This is a genomic window from Pigmentiphaga sp. GD03639, from assembly GCF_029845405.1.
Taxonomy (GTDB): Bacteria; Pseudomonadota; Gammaproteobacteria; order Burkholderiales; family Burkholderiaceae_B; genus Pigmentiphaga; species Pigmentiphaga daeguensis.
Genome location: NZ_JAOCLR010000007.1, coordinates 118,756 through 132,302, shown reverse-complemented (window position 1 = coordinate 132,302; position 13,547 = coordinate 118,756). Strand labels below are relative to the sequence as shown.

Here is a 13,547-nt window from a genome sequence, read left to right as displayed (position 1 = left end):
CGGCGGACCTGCCCCGTACGGTCGAGCTGAAAGTTAGGGTAATCAACTAGTTGATTAACCAACTTTCTTGCCACAGAATCGCCCTCACTGCACAAAAGATTCGCCACGAGACGAGGAGCAGGAGACATGAGGAAGCTGATAGGCGGGGCCATCGCGGCCGCGGCGGTGGCCTGTGCCGCCCAGGCGCAGGCGGCGACGATCAAGGTGGGGGTCATCGGTCCGTTCTCGGGCCCGTTCGCCCACTACGGCAAGCTCTACAAGGACAGCGTGGAGGCCTATCTGGCCAGCCACGCAGGCAAGCTTGCCGGGCACGAGGTGCAGGTGCTCTACCGTGACAACGGCGGTCCCAATCCCAGCGGCACGAAGGCGCTGGCGCAGGAACTGGTCGTCAAGGACAAGGTGGACTACCTCGGGGGCTTCGTCTTCACGCCCAATGCGATGGCGGTCGCGCCGCTCATCACGCAGTCGAAGACGCCCACGGTCATCTTCAACGCCGCGACCTCCGACATCACCGAGAAGTCGCCCTATTTCATCCGTACGTCATACACCCTCTGGCAGGTAACCGTTCCCGCCGCGCGCTGGGCCTACAAGCAGGGCAAGCGCAAGATGGTCACCGCGGTCACTGACTACGCTCCCGGCGTCGATGCCGAGACGGCCTTCAAGACCGAGTTCGCCAGGCTCGGGGGCACCGTGGTCGAGTCCATCCGCATGCCCATCAGCACCACCGACTTCGCTCCTTTCGTGCAGCGGATCAAGGCCAGCGGCGCGCAGGGCGTCTATGTCTTCCTGCCCGGCGGGCCTCCCAACCTGGGGTTCGTGAAGGCCTACAACGAGAACGGGCTGCGCGCGGCCGGCATCGACTTCCTGGGATCGGCGGAGACCGATGAATTCGACCTGCAGAAGTTCGGCGACGCCGCCCTGGGCCTGACCACCGCATTCCATTACTCGGCCGCGCACGACTCCGACGCCAACCGTAAATTCATCGAGGCGCTGCGCGGGCAGAGCAAGGATGCGATCGCGAACTACGCGTCGGTGGGCGCCTGGGACGGCATGGCCGTCATCCACAGGATGATCGAGGCCACCGGCGGCAAGCGCGACGGCGCGGCGGCGATCGAGGCGGCCCGCAAGCTGTCCTGGGAAAGCCCGCGCGGACCCGTGTCCATCGATCCGGCCACGCGCCACGTGACCCAGAACGTCTATCTGCGCAAGGTCGAGCGCAGCGGCGGCCAACTGGTCAACCGCGAAATCGAGAACTTCGGACCGCAGCCGGACTTCGGGCTCAGGAAGTAGGCGCAGCCTCCATGCACATTCTCGCCAACATCCTGATCGACGGAATTTCCTACGGCATGGTGCTGTTCATCATCTCTGTGGGGCTTTCCATCACCCTGGGGCTGATGCGCTTCATCAATCTCGCCCATGGCGCCTTCGCCATGACCGGCGGCTACCTGGCCGCCTGGCTGGTGCGCACCCAGTCCTGGGGCTACGCTGCGGGCGTCGCCGCCGCGGTCGCGCTGACGGCGGCGCTGGGGGCGGTGCTGGAAGCCGTCGTCCTGCGGCGCCTGTATCGCCGGTCGGAGCTCGACCAGGTCCTGTTCACCATCGGCCTGGCCTTCGTGTTCGTGGCCGCCACCAATCTCGTCTTCGGGCCGCAGGTACAACTGATTCCGCTGCCGCCCTGGCTGGCCGGCTCGGTCGACCTGGGCATGCGCACGCTGCCCATGCAGCGCATGTTGGTCATCGCCATGGGAGCCGCGGTGGCGCTGCTGTGCGGCCTGGTGGTCTCGCGCTCGCGCTTCGGCGTCTGGCTGCGGGCTGCGGTCGACAACAAGGATGCGGCCGCCGCGCTGGGCATCAACATACGCCTGGTCGGCGGACTGACCTTCGCCGCCGGCTGCGGGCTGGCGGCGCTGGGCGGCGTGCTGGGCGCCGAACTGATGCCGCTCGAACCCTACTATGCCCTCAAGTACCTGGTCCTGGTGCTGGTGGTCGTGGCCGTGGGCGGCATGGGCAGCATTGCCGGCACGCTGGCCGCGGCGCTGCTGCTGGGCGTGATCGAGACGGCCAGCAAGTACCTGGCCTCGGAATACGGCAGCCTGTTCTTTTTCGTCGCCATGATCCTCGTGCTGTCGGCGCGGCCCCAGGGGCTGCTCAGGAGGGCCGCATGAGCCGTGCGGATATCGAGCGCGCGCTGGCGCCGTCGTCGCCGCTGCGGCATTGCGCCATCATCGCCGGCGTCGGCCTGTGCGGCCTGCTGTTGCCCGACCAGTGGCCGCTGCTGGCGCGCATCGCCGTGATGGCGTTGTTCGTCCTGTCGCTGGATCTGGTGGTGGGTATCGCGGGGCTGGCCACGCTGGGCCACGTAGCCTTCTTTGGCATGGGCGCCTACGCGGCCGGCATCGTCGCGCTGCGCTGGAGCGCCGACCCGTTGCTGGGGCTGGCGGCGGGCGCGGCGGCGGGCGCGGCGACCGCTGCCGTCTCGGGCCTCCTGGTGCTGCGCTACCAGGGGTTCACCTTCCTGATGCTGACGGTGGCCGTCGCGCAGATCCTGCACAGCCTGGCCAACAAGCTGCGCGGATGGACCGGCGGCGACGACGGGCTCTCGGGCTTCGTCATCGATCCCGTCCTGGGTATCGCGCCGTTCGACCTGGAAGGCAAGGTTGCCTATCTGTACGCGCTGGCGGTGCTTGTCGGCAGCTATTACCTCGTCAAGCGCATCGTCGATTCCCCCTTCGGCCTGTCGGTGCGCGGTATCCACCAATGCCGCCCGCGCATGCCCGCGCTGGGCACGCAGGTCGGGCTTCAGTTGTGGAAGATCTACGTGGTCGCCGGCCTGTTCGCGGGCATGGCGGGCGCGGTATCGGCGCAGATCAGCGGCATCGTGGGGCTGGACAGCTTCGGCTTCTCGCTGTCGGCCGAGGCGCTCGTCATGCTGATACTGGGCGGGGCCGGACGCTTGTACGGCGCGCTCGTCGGCGCAGCGATCTTCATGGTCCTGCATCACACGGCGTCGTCGATCAATCCCTACCACTGGCTGTTCGTCATCGGCGGCCTGCTGATGGCGATCGTGCTGGTGCCGCGCGCATCCCTCGCGGCCTGGTTCCGGGCGATGCCGCGGCCATGGGCCCATGGCGCGCGGGCCGGCAAGCAGGAGGCCGCATGACGCTCAGCGTACGCAAGCTCGACAAGTCCTTCGGCGGCCTGCACGTGACGCGCGCGGTGTCCTTTGACCTGGCGCGCGGCGAACGCGTGGCCCTGATCGGCCCCAACGGCGCGGGCAAGACCACGCTGGTCAACCTGATTTCGGGCGCGCTCAAGCCCAGCGGCGGCGAGGTCCTGCTGGAGGGCCGGCGGCTGACGCACCTGCCGCAGGCCCGGCGAGTGGGCTGCGGTCTGGCCCGCACTTTCCAGATCACCACGCTGCCCGCGCGCATGCCGGTGCTGGACCAGGTCGAGATGGCCATCCATGCGCGGCAGGGCATGGCGCATCGGTGGTGGCGCCCTGCCAGCGTCTACCGCGAGGTGCGCGACGAGGCCTGGGCCATCCTGGAGCGCCTGTCGCTGGAGCCGGCGGCGGGCCGGACGCCCGGCGACCTGGCCTACGGCGAGCAGCGCCTGGTGGAGATCGCGCTGGCCCTGGCGCTGCGGCCCTCGGTGCTGATGCTGGACGAACCCATGGCCGGCGTGCCGCGCGGGGAAGGGCGCACCGTGCTGCGGGCGCTGGAGGAGCTGCCCGGCAGTCTTTCCATCCTGATGATCGAACACGACATGGACCTGGTCTTCAGTTTCGCGCAGCGCATCATCGTGCTGGCCGAGGGACGCATCATGGCCGAGGGCACGCCGGACGAGATCCGCCGCCACCCCCAGGTGCGGGCGGCCTACCTGGGAGCGAAGGCATGAACCCCGGCGCTCCCTTGCTGGAACTGCAGGGCGTGGTGGCCGGCTACGGCCCGGTCACGGTGCTGAACGGCCTGGGCATGGCCGTGGAGGCGGGCAGCCTGACCGCGCTGCTGGGCCGCAACGGCGTGGGCAAGTCCACCACGCTGAAGGCCATCATGGGCCTGGCCCAGGTCAAGGCGGGACGCATCCTGTTCGAGGGGCGCGACATCACGCGCTGCCGGCCGGACGAACGCGCCGGCCTGGGATTGGGCTACGTGCCGCAGACCCGCGACATCTTTCCTTCCCTGTCGGTGGAGGAAAACCTGGTGGCGGGCCTGAAGCGCTTTCCCGCCGGCGATCTCGACCAGGCCTACGCGCTATTCCCGCGACTGCGCGAGCGGCGGCGCAACCGGGGCAACCAGTTGTCGGGCGGCGAACAGCAGATGCTGTCCGTGGCCCGCGCGCTGCTTGGCCGTCCGCGCTTGCTCCTGCTGGACGAACCGCTGGAGGGGCTGGCGCCCGTGATCTGCCAGGAACTGCTGGCAGCCTTCCGCCGGCTGGCGGCCCAGGGCGGGCCCACCATGCTGATCGTCGAGCAGCAGGTGCAGGAGGTCCTGGCCTTCGCCCGCCAGGGCGTCATCCTGGAGCGCGGGAGCGTGGTCCACCAGGGAGACTGCGCGCAACTGCGTACCCGCGACGACATTCTCGATCGTTACCTGGGCATGGCCGTCGCGTGACGGCCATGCCCCGAACCTACCCGTGAGGCGAACATGACCGATATAGCCGCCGACATTCCCGTGGTCGATTTCGACCCGTTCAGCGACGAATTCCTGACCGACCCCTACGACTACCACCGCCGGATGCGGGATGCCGGCCCGGTGGTACACATTCCGAAGTACGGCATCCTGGCCGTTGCCCGGCATGCCGAGGTCCATGGCGTGCTGAACGATTGGCAGACCTTCATCTCGTCGGCGGGCGTCGGACTCGCCAATTTCCGCACGGAAAAGCCGTTCCGGCCGCCCAGCCTGATCCTCGAGGCCGATCCGCCGCAGCATACGCGCTCGCGCACGGTGCTGGGCCGCATCCTGTCGCCCAGGACCGTGCAGCAGATCCGTCCGCAATTCCAGGCGGTGGCCGAGGCGCTGATCGACCGGTTGGTGGAGAAGGGCACGATAGACGGTGTCAAGGAACTGGGAGAGGCCTATCCCCTGAAAGTGTTTCCCGACGCGGTCGGCCTGACGGAAGACGGGCGCGAGAACCTGCTGGCCTATGGCGACATGGTGTTCAATGCCTTCGGCCCTCGCAACCAGCTGCTGGTCAATGCCGCCAAGCGGGTCGAGCCGCTGACGGACTGGATCATGACCAACTGCCAGCGCCGGAACCTGCGCCCGGGCGGATTCGGCGACCAGATCTACCAGGCGGTCGAGACCGGCGAGCTGACCGAGACCGAGGCGCCGATGCTGGTGCGCTCCTTCCTGTCGGCGGGCGTGGACACCACGGTGAACGGCATCGGCAATGCACTGTGGTGCCTGGCGAACCATCCGGACCAATGGGACAAGCTGCACGCCAATCCTGCGCTGGCCCGCCAGGCCTTCGAGGAGTCGCTGCGCTTCGAGGCGGCGGTGCAGACTTTCTTCCGCACCGCCAGCCGCGATTGCGAACTGGCCGGCGTGCCCATCCGCTCGGATACCAAGGTGCTGACCTTCCTGGCCTCGGCCAACCGCGATCCGCGCCAGTGGCAGGACCCCGACGTGTTCGACATCGAGCGCCGTGCCACCGGCCACATGACCTTCGGTTCGGGCCTGCACGGCTGCGTGGGGCAGGCCGTGGCGCGGCTGGAAGGCGAACTGATCCTCTCGACGCTGGCCCGCCGCGTGCGCCGCATCGAGCCGCTGGGGCCGCCCACGCGGCGCCTGAACAACACGCTCAGGGCGCTGGCGAGCCTGCCCCTGAAACTCCACGCAGCATGAAGGAAGGATGTATGCCCGAAGTTCATCTGATCCAGCCCGACGGCCGGCGTGTCACCCTGGACGTGCCGGTGGGCACCAGCATCATGCAGGCGGCGGTGTCGGCCGGGGTGGCCGGCATCGTCGCCGAATGCGGCGGTTCGTGCATGTGCGCCACCTGCCACGTCTATGTGGACGAGACCGCCCTGGCCCGGCTGCCCGCCATGCTGCCCACCGAGCACGAGATGCTGGAGTGCACGGCCGCCGAGCGCCGTCCCGGCAGCCGCCTGAGCTGCCAAGTTAAAATGACGGAAGACCTGGCCGGGCTGTCGTTCACGCTGCCGGAGAGCCAATAACCCATTATCCACGCACGCCATGCGTGCCCGAGGCATGACCGCCAGACAACGAGAACGTCCGACGCGCACCGACGCGCCGCAGGGCCCCGCCGTCGACCTAGACCGCTATACCCCCGCGTATTTCACCTTCATCGCCAACAAGCTGGCGCGCGGTGCGTCCAAGCATTACCTCGAGACCTACGGCGTCGGCATCGAGACCTGGCGGATCATGGTCATGCTGGCGATCGAGGGCAAGGTCACCGCGCAGCGCGTGTGCCAGCTCATCGGCATGGACAAGGCCTCGGTCAGCCGGACCTTCAAGAGCATGCATGCGCAGGGCCTGATCTCGTTCAGTTCCGACGACCACGACGGCAGATTGCGCCACGCCGCGTTCACGCCGCGCGGGCGCGAGATGCACGACAGCATCATGAAGTTCGCGCTCAACCGCGAACAGGCATTCCTGTCGGTGCTCGCGCCGGACGAGGTGGACGTGCTGATCGATCTGCTGCGGCGCCTGCACGAGAACCTGCCCATGGTGGACGCCACCTCCGACGCCTTCATGGAAACCCAGCGAGCCCGGGGGCTGGTCCCGCCCCGCGGTCCGCGCCGACGCAAGGTAAGCACATGACCCGACTCGTTATCGTGGGCGGCGGACACGCCGCCGCGCAGCTGGCCGCCTCGCTGGCGGAAAAGCAGTTTCCCGGCAGCATCGTCCTGGTCAGCGACGAGCCCGAGATCCCTTATCACCGGCCGCCGCTTTCCAAGACCCTGATCAAGGATCCGGAGGCGCCGCTGCCCGAGCTGCGCGGCGCGTCCTTCTACGAGCAGGCCGGCATCACGCTGAGGCTGGGCACCCGCGCGTTGTCCATTGACCGGGCCGGCAAGCGCCTGCGGCTGTCGTCGGCCGCGGGGCAGGAAGACCTGGCCTACGACCACCTCGTGCTGGCCACGGGCGCGTGCGTGCGCGAACTGCCGCAGGCACCCGTGGGGACGCCCGGCGTGCACTATCTGCGCACCTATGCCCAGGCGCGGGCACTGCGCGATGCGCTGCCCGGCACCCGGCGGGTGGTGGTGCTGGGCGGCGGCTTCATCGGTCTCGAGATCGCGGCCACCGCCCGCCACCTGGGCAAGGAAGTGACCGTGTTCGAATCCATGCCGCGCCTGTTGACGCGCTCGGTGTCGCCCGAGATCTCGTCCTTCCTGCTGGAGACGCATCGCGCGGCGGGGGTGGACATACGCCTGGGCAGTTCGGTCGACGGCCTGGAGATGGCGCAGGGCAGGGCGGTGGGCGTGGTGTCGGGCGGCGCGGCCGTCCCCGCGGACATCGTCATCGCCGGCATCGGCGCGACGCCCAACGTGGACCTGGCACGGGACGCCGGCCTGGCCTGCGACAACGGCATCGTGGTCGACGCCACCCTGTCCACCGAGGATCCGGCCATCTCCGCCATCGGAGATTGCACGTCCTTCCCGCATCCCGCATGGCCGCAGCCGCTGCGGCTGGAATCGGTGCAGAACGCCAACGACCAGGCCCGCACCCTGGCCGCCCGGTTGTGCGGCGATCCCCAGCCCTATACCGCCGTGCCCTGGTTCTGGTCGGACCAGGGCGAGGCGCGCCTGCAGATCACCGGCCTGTGGCGCCCGGGCTACCAAAGCGTCGTGCGGCCGGCGGCGCGCGGCACCGGCTTCTCGGTGCTGCATTTCGACGGGGACGCGCTGCGGGCCATCGAGTCGGTGAATTCGCCGGTGGACCAGATGACGGCCCGCAAGCTCATGCAGGCCGGACTGTCGCCCGCCAAGGGCACGGCGGCCGATCCGGCCGTGCCGCTGAAGGCCTGAGGCCAGGCCCGGCCGAACTCCTCCGGCCGGAGGCCGGGCGCTTGCATGCCGCCGCCTCGGGAGCGATACACTTACGCTTTCCGCCGCCTGCCGGGGCGGCGCCGCGGTGGACATGGTCCGCCAGGCCCGAGGAGCAAGAATGAGAGTTGTCGTATTAGGTAGCGGTATCATCGGCACGTCCAGCGCGTGGTGGCTGCGCCAGTCCGGCCACGACGTCACGGTGATCGACCGCCAGCCTGGTCCGGCGCAGGAAACCAGTTTCGCCAACGGCGGCCAGATCTCGGTTTCGTATGCCGAGCCCTGGGCCAATCCGCAGGCTCCGCTCAAGCTGGCGCGCTGGCTGCTCCGGGGCGACGCGCCGCTGCTGTTCCGGCTGCACGCCGACTGGCACCAGTGGCTGTGGTGCATGGCCTTCCTGCGCGAGTGCCTGCCCGGCCGGCTGCCGCGCAACGTGCGGGCCCTGGTCAACATGGCGGCCTACAGCCGCAAGACCCTGCAGGACATGCGCGCCGAACTGGGCATCCCTTACGATCATCTCGAGAAAGGGATCATCAATTTCTATCGTGATCCGGCCGAATTCGACGCTTCGCAGAAGGCGGCCGACCTGATGCGCGAATACGGCGTCGACCGCCGCATCCTCAGTACCGAGGAACTGGTGGCGCTGGAGCCGGCCCTGGCGCCGCAAAGCCACCGCATCGTCGGTGCCGACTACACCGCGGCCGACGAAAGCGGCGACGTCTATCTCTTCACCACCGCATTGGCCGAGAAGGCCGCCGCGGCGGGCGTGGAATTCCGTTTCTCCACCCAGATCACGCGCCTGCTGGACGAGGGCGGGTGGGTCAAGGCGGTGGAGACCATCGACGCCCACGGGCGCTACGCCAAGGTGCAGGGCGACGTCTTCGTGGCCGCGCTGGGCAGTTTCACGCCGGAGCTGGTGCGCCCGCTGGGCGTTTCCTGCATGGTCTATCCGGCCAAAGGCTATTCGGCGACATACCCCGTTACGGATTCCACCCGCGCTCCCACGGTCAGCCTGACGGACAGTGCCCATAAGGTGGTATTTTCGCGGCTGGGCGACAGGCTGAGAGTCGCGGGAACCGCGGAACTCAGCGGCTATTCCCGCGCTCTGAACACGGTGCGCTGCCAGGCGCTCACCACCTTGACGCGGGAGCTCTTTCCAGGAGCGCTGGACTTCGACAAGGTGTCGTACTGGTCGGGACTGCGCCCCGCCACGCCGTCGAACGTGCCCCTGATCGGCCGCACGCGCCTGCCCAATCTGTACCTGAACACCGGGCACGGCACCTTGGGGTGGACCATGGGCTGCGGATCCGGGAAGGCCTTGGCCGACCTGATAGGCGGCCGCCGGCCGCAGGTGGATTTTCCCTTTTTGTGAGTGTGTCTCTTGAGCTTGACCATGTTTTCGGAGAACGGATCGATGCAGCCGACTAAGCGCTGGTTGAAATGGGGTGTGTCGGTGTTCGCCGCCGGCGTCCTGGCCGTGGGCGGCCTGGGCACGGCAGCGGCGCAGGGCGCCAAGAAGGGCAGCGCCAAGCCGGCGACCAAGGCCGCGCCGGCCAAGAAGCCGGCGGCGGGCGCCGCCAAGGCCGCTGGCGCCGCGGGTGCCGCCGGTGCCGCCGCCGCGATGGCCGCGCCTTCCGGTCCGATCGAGTTGCAGGTGTGGCATACCCTGAACCCGCAGCAGGCGGCGGAGTTCGATTCGCTGGTGCAGCGCTTCAACGAGCAGCAGCACGGCTTCACGGTCAAGGTCACGGCCAAGCCTTCGGTCGAGGCGCTGATCGAGGATGGCACGGCCGCCGTGCGCGCGCGCCGCGCCCCGCACCTGGTCGAGCTGCCCGACAACCGTTCGCCTGAGTTCATCGCGCGGCAGGGAGCCATCCTGCCCATGTACGAATTGCTGGCCAAGTATCCGATCAAGGACCTGCGCTGGTTCCTGCCGCAGACCACCGCCGGCATGAGCGATGCGAAGGGCCGCCTGCTGGCGCTGCCCTGGATGGCCGACATCCCCGTCTATCTCTACAACCGCGACCTGTACCGGCGCGCGGGCCTGGATCCCGATACCCCGCCGCGCACCTGGCGCGACATGCAGGCGCATCTGATCGCGCTGCTGCAGAATGGCGTCAACTGTCCCTACGCCACGAGCTGGCAGACCTGGGTGCACGTGGAAAACCTCGCGGCCATGCACAACACGGCCTACGCCACGCGCAACAACGGGCTGGAAGGGCCCAACGGCGCCCAACTGCTGGCCAACGACCTGCTGCACGTCCGCCATCTGGCCCTGATGATGAGCTGGGTCCGCAGCCACCTGTTCCCGGTGCGCACCGACCAGGACCAGGCCGATGCCGCGTTCGCGTCCGGCGAGTGCGCCGTGCTGACCAGCGGCAGCAGCGCGCTGGCCCAGGTTCAGGGCAAGGCGACGTTCTCGTACGGCGTGGCGCCGCTGCCCTATTACGAGGAAGAGGCGTCGCGTCCCAGCACGCCGTTCGTGGGCGGTTCCGCGTTCTGGGCGCTGGGCGGCCACTCCACCGCCGAACAAAAGGCGCTGGCCACCTTCATCGCCTACCTGGCCACGCCGGTGGTGGCGGCCGAATGGCACCAGAAGACCGGCTTCCTGCCGCTGACCGAAGCGGCCTATCGCGCCTCCGAGGTGTCGTTCTACAAGAACATCCCCGGCGCCGAGAACGTGGTGCGGGCCATGGCCAATCCGCCCGCCAAGTTCACGCGGGGCTTCCGCCTGAACAACTACGATCGCGTGACCGACATCATCAACAGCGAACTGAACGCCGTCTGGAACGGCGCCAAGCCGCCCAAGCAGGGGCTGGACGATGCCGTGGCGCGGTCGTCGGCGGTGATGAGCGCGAAGAAATGACCACCGGGGAAGGCGCCGTTTCCATCAGGACCTGGCCCTATCCCCGCGTGGTGGCTCATAGGGGCGGGGGCGCGCTGGCCCCCGAGAACACCCTGGCGGGCATGCGCGAGGCCCATGCCCGCCGCATCGGCGGCGTCGAGTTCGACGTCATGCTCGCCGCCGACGGCGTTCCCATCCTCATGCACGACACCCGGCTCGGACGCACCGTACCCGGCGTGGGAGACGTGGGCGCATTCGAGTCCGCGGACCTGGCGCGCATGGACGCCGGCGCCTGGTTCGATCCGCGCTTCCAGGGCGAGCCCGTGCCGCGCCTGGAGGACATCGTGCAATGGCTGCGCCGCCATGGCGTCTGGATGAACATCGAGATCAAGCCCATCCCGGGCCACGACGTGGATACCGGGCAGGTGGTGGGGCAGATGGTGCAGGATCTGTATGCGGGGGTTGCCGATCCCGCCGGGTTGCCGCTGTTCTCGTCCTTTTCCGCCAAGGCGCTGGGCGCCGCGCGCGAAGCCGCGCCGGACATTCCGCGCGGCCTCCTGGTGGAGGGCGTGCCGCCGGACTGGCGGACCCGGCTCGAAGCCCTGGATTGCGTGTCCCTGCACTGCCGGCACGACTTGCTCGATGCCGGGCTGGCGCGCGACATCAAGGCCGCGGGGTACGGCCTCATGTGCTACACGGTCAACGATCCGGAGCGGGCGCGCGAACTCTTCTCATGGGGCGTGGATGCCCTGTGCACCGATCGCTACGACCTGATCGGCGCCGACTTCCGGTAAACCGTCAGATCTCCACTACCAGGCCGGGGTCGAATTCCCCGTTTTCGCCCGGATAGCCGCCCGGGTTCGCCACCACGCGCGCCTTGCCGATGCGATAGTCGAAACAGGTGTGGGTATGGCCATGTATCCAGAGGTCGGCCTTGGCCGCCAGGTCGTCCAGGTTGGACGAGAAGGCCGGCGACAGCTGGTTGCCCTTGTACTGCTGCGGCACCGAACGTTCGCTGGGCGCATGGTGGGTGACGACCACCGTGGGGCCGGTGTGGGGCGTGTTCAGCTGTTGTCCCAGCCAGGCGCGAGCAGCCTGGTGCAGGGCGATGCAGGCCGCCGGCGTGAACTTTCCCTGGTCGGTGTCGATGCAGCTGAAATCGGGCATCACGCGTACGGCCATGGCTTGCGCCAGTTCATCGCCGGGCGATCCATACAGCGCGAAATCGGCCCAGAGCGTGGTGCCCAGGAAGCGCACGCCATCCAGCTCCACTGCTTCGTTCTGCAACAGGTGCACGCCGTGCCGGCGGGCCGTCTCGCGCATCTTGCGGTCCAGCCTGCCCATGTGGGCGGAATAGAACTCATGGTTGCCCGGCACGTAGACGACCGGCGTCTTGCCGAAGGCCCGGCCGGCCCAGGCGATGCCGAGATCGTGCGTATGGATGTCGCCGGCCAGGACGACCAGGTCGGCGTCGACGTCGGGCAACGGGCGATTGCCGTTGAAGTGTTCGTGGTGGAGGTCGGACAGAATGCGGATGCGCATGGTCGTCGGAATCCGAGGCGATGGCACGGATCGACTAGCGTAGCACGGCCTACCGGGCCTCTTGCAGTGCCGCCCGGACCGCGTCCCGCGTCAGGTGCGGAGCGAACATCCTGATGAAGTCGAAGGTGTGGTTGCGCAGATAGGCATTGATGCGCAGGGAAATCGACGTCATGCTGGGTTCGAACAGGTGGCTGGCGTCGATGGCGCGCAGCCCCTTGTCCTTCTGCCGGTCGATGGAGACCGAGGTCATGACGGCGATGCCCAGTCCCAGCTCGACATAGGTCTTGCTGACGTCGGCATCGACCGCGCCGAAGATGATGTTGGGGGTGATGCCCGCACGCTTGAAGGCGTCGATCACTTTCCATCGCCCGCTGAAAGCCGGGTCGTGCGTGATGATCGGATAGGCCGCCACGTCGCGCAGGGTGGGCTTGCGGATCTTGAGCAGCGGATGACCCACCTTGGTGATGATGGAACGCTCGAGCTCGAAACAGTCCATGCGGACCAGCGTCGGGAAGGCTCGCGTGGTTTCCGTGCCCACGGCAAGATCGGCCACGCCTGCTTCCACCATTTCGCAGATCTGCGTCGGATTGCCCTGGCGCAGGTGCAACTGCACCTTGGGATGCTGGCGGATGAAGCGCTCGATGACCTGGGGCAGGACGTAGCGGGCCTGCGTATGCGTGGTGGCGATGGTCAGGCTGCCCCCTTCGCGCGAGGAAAGCTCTTCGCCCAGCCGTTTCAGGCTGTCGATGTCGTTGAGCACGCGCTGGGCGATGGCCACGACTTCTTCGCCGGGTTCGGTCAGGCCAACGATGCGGTTGCGCTTGCGGGCAAAGACCTCGAACCCGAGTTCTTCTTCCAGTTGCTGCAGATGCTTGCTGATGCCGGGCTGCGAGGTATGCAGGGCCTCGGCGGCATTGGAGATGTGATTGCCGTGCCGGAATACCTCGAGCACGTAGCGCAACTGTTGAAGTTTCATGTCGTCTCCAGCATTCTGTTTTTGAATAGCAAGATAACACAATATTCTGGCAGCCTATTAACCCCCTTGATACAGTGACCTCGTCGCGCGGCCCTGTCGCCGTCGCGAGCGAACCGGCGCTTGCCGGCACGACAACTCCCGCGCACAAGACGGGATCGCCAAGGAGGAATGGG

At 68.0% G+C, this 13,547-nt stretch carries 14 protein-coding genes; 12 read left to right on the top strand and 2 right to left on the bottom strand.

Features of this window, described 5'->3' with window-relative positions; genetic code table 11:
* Window positions 1-126 precede the first annotated feature (126 nt).
* The 12 genes from N5K27_RS09980 to ugpQ all read left to right on the top strand — a co-directional run bounded on the left by N5K27_RS09980 (window position 127) and on the right by ugpQ (window position 11,650).
* Window positions 127-1,290: an ABC transporter substrate-binding protein gene (locus tag N5K27_RS09980; RefSeq protein WP_279816117.1), complete on the top strand. Its 1,164-nt coding sequence runs from the start codon at window positions 127-129 to the stop codon at window positions 1,288-1,290.
* Window positions 1,291-1,301: 11 nt separating this feature from the next.
* A complete protein-coding gene (locus N5K27_RS09975) occupies window positions 1,302-2,165 on the top strand; it encodes a branched-chain amino acid ABC transporter permease (RefSeq protein WP_279816115.1) in 864 nt (287 codons plus the stop codon).
* Window positions 2,162-3,160, top strand: a complete 999-nt coding sequence (locus N5K27_RS09970; protein ID WP_087839942.1) for a branched-chain amino acid ABC transporter permease — start codon at window positions 2,162-2,164, stop codon at window positions 3,158-3,160. The genes N5K27_RS09975 and N5K27_RS09970 overlap by 4 nt, the downstream gene beginning before the upstream one ends.
* Window positions 3,157-3,897, top strand: coding sequence for an ABC transporter ATP-binding protein (locus tag N5K27_RS09965; RefSeq protein WP_279816112.1), 741 nt, complete (start codon window positions 3,157-3,159; stop codon window positions 3,895-3,897). Before N5K27_RS09970 ends, N5K27_RS09965 begins: the two co-directional genes overlap by 4 nt.
* The gene (locus tag N5K27_RS09960) at window positions 3,894-4,613 is read left to right on the top strand and encodes an ABC transporter ATP-binding protein (protein ID WP_279816110.1); all 720 of its coding nucleotides are present in this window, start codon (window positions 3,894-3,896) and stop codon (window positions 4,611-4,613) included. The genes N5K27_RS09965 and N5K27_RS09960 overlap by 4 nt, the downstream gene beginning before the upstream one ends.
* A gap of 33 nt (window positions 4,614-4,646) precedes the next feature.
* Complete coding sequence (locus N5K27_RS09955; protein ID WP_087839939.1) at window positions 4,647-5,846, top strand: cytochrome P450; 1,200 nt, start codon at window positions 4,647-4,649, stop codon at window positions 5,844-5,846.
* 11 nt (window positions 5,847-5,857) lie between these two features.
* The gene (locus tag N5K27_RS09950) at window positions 5,858-6,178 is read left to right on the top strand and encodes a 2Fe-2S iron-sulfur cluster-binding protein (protein ID WP_087839938.1); all 321 of its coding nucleotides are present in this window, start codon (window positions 5,858-5,860) and stop codon (window positions 6,176-6,178) included.
* Between the two features lie 34 nt (window positions 6,179-6,212).
* Window positions 6,213-6,785 (top strand): MarR family winged helix-turn-helix transcriptional regulator, encoded by a 573-nt coding sequence (locus N5K27_RS09945; protein ID WP_087839998.1) that lies wholly within the window; start codon window positions 6,213-6,215, stop codon window positions 6,783-6,785.
* Window positions 6,782-7,993 carry an FAD-dependent oxidoreductase gene (locus tag N5K27_RS09940; protein ID WP_279816106.1) on the top strand — a complete coding sequence of 404 codons (1,212 nt, stop codon included), beginning with the start codon at window positions 6,782-6,784 and terminating at the stop codon, window positions 7,991-7,993. The genes N5K27_RS09945 and N5K27_RS09940 overlap by 4 nt, the downstream gene beginning before the upstream one ends.
* A 139-nt stretch (window positions 7,994-8,132) precedes the next feature.
* Window positions 8,133-9,383, top strand: coding sequence for a D-amino acid dehydrogenase (locus N5K27_RS09935; RefSeq protein WP_279816104.1), 1,251 nt, complete (start codon window positions 8,133-8,135; stop codon window positions 9,381-9,383).
* Window positions 9,384-9,425: 42 nt separating this feature from the next.
* Window positions 9,426-10,877 carry an extracellular solute-binding protein gene (locus N5K27_RS09930; protein ID WP_279816103.1) on the top strand — a complete coding sequence of 484 codons (1,452 nt, stop codon included), beginning with the start codon at window positions 9,426-9,428 and terminating at the stop codon, window positions 10,875-10,877.
* Window positions 10,874-11,650, top strand: coding sequence for a glycerophosphodiester phosphodiesterase (gene ugpQ, locus N5K27_RS09925; protein WP_279816100.1), 777 nt, complete (start codon window positions 10,874-10,876; stop codon window positions 11,648-11,650). The genes N5K27_RS09930 and ugpQ overlap by 4 nt, the downstream gene beginning before the upstream one ends.
* A 4-nt stretch (window positions 11,651-11,654) precedes the next feature.
* Here the strand turns inward: ugpQ and N5K27_RS09920 are convergent, their stop codons facing one another.
* Window positions 11,655-12,398 (bottom strand): metallophosphoesterase, encoded by a 744-nt coding sequence (locus N5K27_RS09920; RefSeq protein WP_279816098.1) that lies wholly within the window; start codon window positions 12,396-12,398, stop codon window positions 11,655-11,657.
* Window positions 12,399-12,447: 49 nt separating this feature from the next.
* A complete protein-coding gene (locus N5K27_RS09915) occupies window positions 12,448-13,374 on the bottom strand; it encodes a CysB family HTH-type transcriptional regulator (RefSeq protein ID WP_279816095.1) in 927 nt (308 codons plus the stop codon).
* Between the last annotated feature and the right edge of the window lie 173 nt (window positions 13,375-13,547).

Excerpts from the sequence above, each read along its gene's own strand:
- N5K27_RS09965 (WP_279816112.1), top strand. The coding sequence starts at position 3,157 with ATGACGCTCAGCGTACGCAAGCTCGACAAGTCCTTCGGCGGCCTGCAC.
- N5K27_RS09980 (WP_279816117.1), top strand. The coding sequence starts at position 127 with ATGAGGAAGCTGATAGGCGGGGCCATCGCGGCCGCGGCGGTGGCCTGT.
- N5K27_RS09940 (WP_279816106.1), top strand. The coding sequence starts at position 6,782 with ATGACCCGACTCGTTATCGTGGGCGGCGGACACGCCGCCGCGCAGCTG.
- N5K27_RS09960 (WP_279816110.1), top strand. The coding sequence starts at position 3,894 with ATGAACCCCGGCGCTCCCTTGCTGGAACTGCAGGGCGTGGTGGCCGGC.
- N5K27_RS09915 (WP_279816095.1), bottom strand. The coding sequence starts at position 13,374 with ATGAAACTTCAACAGTTGCGCTACGTGCTCGAGGTATTCCGGCACGGC.
- N5K27_RS09975 (WP_279816115.1), top strand. The coding sequence starts at position 1,302 with ATGCACATTCTCGCCAACATCCTGATCGACGGAATTTCCTACGGCATG.
- N5K27_RS09920 (WP_279816098.1), bottom strand. The coding sequence starts at position 12,398 with ATGCGCATCCGCATTCTGTCCGACCTCCACCACGAACACTTCAACGGC.
- N5K27_RS09935 (WP_279816104.1), top strand. The coding sequence starts at position 8,133 with ATGAGAGTTGTCGTATTAGGTAGCGGTATCATCGGCACGTCCAGCGCG.
- N5K27_RS09945 (WP_087839998.1), top strand. The coding sequence starts at position 6,213 with ATGACCGCCAGACAACGAGAACGTCCGACGCGCACCGACGCGCCGCAG.
- N5K27_RS09950 (WP_087839938.1), top strand. The coding sequence starts at position 5,858 with ATGCCCGAAGTTCATCTGATCCAGCCCGACGGCCGGCGTGTCACCCTG.
- N5K27_RS09930 (WP_279816103.1), top strand. The coding sequence starts at position 9,426 with ATGCAGCCGACTAAGCGCTGGTTGAAATGGGGTGTGTCGGTGTTCGCC.
- N5K27_RS09955 (WP_087839939.1), top strand. The coding sequence starts at position 4,647 with ATGACCGATATAGCCGCCGACATTCCCGTGGTCGATTTCGACCCGTTC.
- ugpQ (WP_279816100.1), top strand. The coding sequence starts at position 10,874 with ATGACCACCGGGGAAGGCGCCGTTTCCATCAGGACCTGGCCCTATCCC.
- N5K27_RS09970 (WP_087839942.1), top strand. The coding sequence starts at position 2,162 with ATGAGCCGTGCGGATATCGAGCGCGCGCTGGCGCCGTCGTCGCCGCTG.